The 2137-nt window shown below is 42.4% G+C and carries 3 protein-coding genes; 2 read left to right on the top strand and 1 reads right to left on the bottom strand.

What is annotated here, in order from left to right; genetic code table 11:
* Window positions 1–410 precede the first annotated feature (410 nt).
* Window positions 411–707: a hypothetical protein gene (locus QUB56_RS36765; protein WP_332961281.1), complete on the top strand. Its 297-nt coding sequence runs from the start codon at window positions 411–413 to the stop codon at window positions 705–707.
* Between the two features lie 47 nt (window positions 708–754).
* Here QUB56_RS36765 and QUB56_RS36760 read toward each other — a convergent pair whose 3' ends face one another.
* The gene (locus tag QUB56_RS36760; protein ID WP_332961280.1) at window positions 755–877 is read right to left on the bottom strand and encodes a hypothetical protein; all 123 of its coding nucleotides are present in this window, start codon (window positions 875–877) and stop codon (window positions 755–757) included.
* Window positions 878–1473: 596 nt separating this feature from the next.
* Between QUB56_RS36760 and QUB56_RS36755 the strand changes: the two genes are divergently transcribed.
* A partial coding sequence (locus QUB56_RS36755; protein WP_332961279.1) for a glycosyltransferase occupies window positions 1474–2137 on the top strand: 664 nt, incomplete at its 3' end.

Here is a 2137-nt window from a genome sequence, read left to right as displayed (position 1 = left end):
TGCGTAGGGAATATCAATCCAGCCAGTCTCCTTACCAACCTCAGAGCCGGGGCTTAATTTGGCTACAAATGCTCCCGTCCCGGCATCATACACATATACCTCAGCCTTTCTAGACTCAACAGCAAATACTCTATCTCCTGCCACATCCATGGCTTTAATAATCAGCATGGGGTTGGCTTTTGGATCCTAGGGAAGAGTGAGGATATAAAACCTATTCTTCCCATGGGAAAACCAGAACCGCTAGGACTTCGCGTCTGGAGTACAATGAATTCTCCCTTACATATTGCAACGGTTATGATACCAGGCACTATGTTGCTATTCATTGGTCAAGGGAGGTTACGTATTCCTGGTGTAGTACTTGGTATCTTGTCTCTCCTATTAACAACGGTACGCGCGGCTTGGGGGGCTGGATGGTATCTTTGGTTGCCCTGCTCGGTTTTCTCCAAGGAATTGTGCAGATGCGTTTAATTGCTGTGATCCTGGTTCTAGCAATATTAGTCGTTCCCTTGTCTACAGTCGAGCCGTTTTCCCCAGTCATTCAGTCTCGTGTAACCAGTTTTTCTAACGTTAAAGACGATCAGAGTGCAAAGGACAGAGCAAACCTCTACGGCCGAACACTAAATCATGCGCAGAGTGAGGTTATTGGTAAGGGAAATGGAACTCTTGAGCCGATTGACAGTGGAATTATCGAACTACTTCTTACCTAGGGCTGGAAGGGAGCCATGCCCTATATATGTGCGCTACTCCTAATTTTTTATAGCCTGTTCCAAGCCTCTAAGTCTAATTCCGATCCGTTTGCCAGTGCTGCTCGTGCTATTGTTGTTGGGTTCCTGCCGATGCTAGCTGGTTCAAACGTGATTGTTGGTATCTCTGGCATGGTTTTCTGGGGATTTTTGGCTCTAGTGATGGCAGCTAATAAACACTCCCAACACCAAAGGATTGCTGGCTTTAAATGAAGTTGATACTTTGAGGTTCAGGGCTAACAACAGTTGAATCATTCATTGTCATTAATCGGAACTTCCCCGCTTTGGGCGGCGTTCCGTTAGCTGTATTTATTTGGGGATATAGGTGTAGGCGATTTGAGCGTTAGACATCTGCAGTCATGTATTTAAGATTTTCTTAATCTTTGCCTACTATCCCTTGTGAGATAGTAAAATTAAGCAAAAACCCCGCTAGATAATGGTTTCCACGACTTGTATTCATGTAAAAAAATTTCCCAAAACGGGAAAGTCTCGCTCCGTATTGGTTTGGATCGGAACGATAGCGAGCAGGCGGGGGAAGTTCCGATTAATGCCAGCACTTTACAAATAGTATAAAAATTGCTCCATTGCATAAGTTTTATAATAAAAATTGTCGTTGATTTTTGAGTGTGCTAGGATTTACGAAAAATGTTTGTAACACTTTTACCAACAGCATAATTGTTATTCAAAAAAATGTGTCAACTGCAAAAGTTTGCGAGGTAAAGAACAGAAAATGGAAACACAAAAAACTGTAGGATTCCTCTTAAAGCGTGTCGATTGTAATGACGGGGTTGCATCCCATTGTGAGACTCTGATTCGTGGTTTCAAAGCGGTTGGGTGGAGGGTCGTCCTGATTACCGGACCCGTGAATTACGATGCAGGCTCTGAAGGTAGTTTTCAAGCACTCAAAGACTTATCAGAAGACTGGATAGTATTTGAGGATATGAAACCTTTTCTTCCAACTTGGGCTAATATTCGTCGGATTAAGGAGATAGTAAATAAATATGAAATTTCCCTATTTCACGCACATGGATTCTCGATGTTGCTGCTGGCGCGTCTCCTCAAGATTTTCACTGGGTTAGAGTGTGTTGCTACCTTTCTTTTATTAATACAAGATGAAAATTCAACCTGGATAAAATCTGTATTGCGACCTAAAATCAGAAAATACCAGATATACTTGAGAGCGTTTGCACCAAAAGCCTTTATTGCCTGCTCTTCAGAGATTGAAAGATTTTTGCTCAAAGATTTGGGGTTTCATAAAAACAAAGTTCGCAAGATATTAGCTGGCACGGATACAAAATCTTATCGTCTTCCTAGTTTTGAAGAGCGACAAAAAGCACGGGAGAAGTTCGGATTTGAGGAAAAAGATCTGGTATGTACTCTCGTAGGGAGACTCA

The sequence above is a fragment of the Microcoleus sp. AR_TQ3_B6 genome, assembly GCF_036702785.1.
Taxonomy (GTDB): Bacteria; Cyanobacteriota; Cyanobacteriia; order Cyanobacteriales; family Microcoleaceae; genus Microcoleus.
This window is presented reverse-complemented; position numbering and strand designations above follow the sequence as displayed.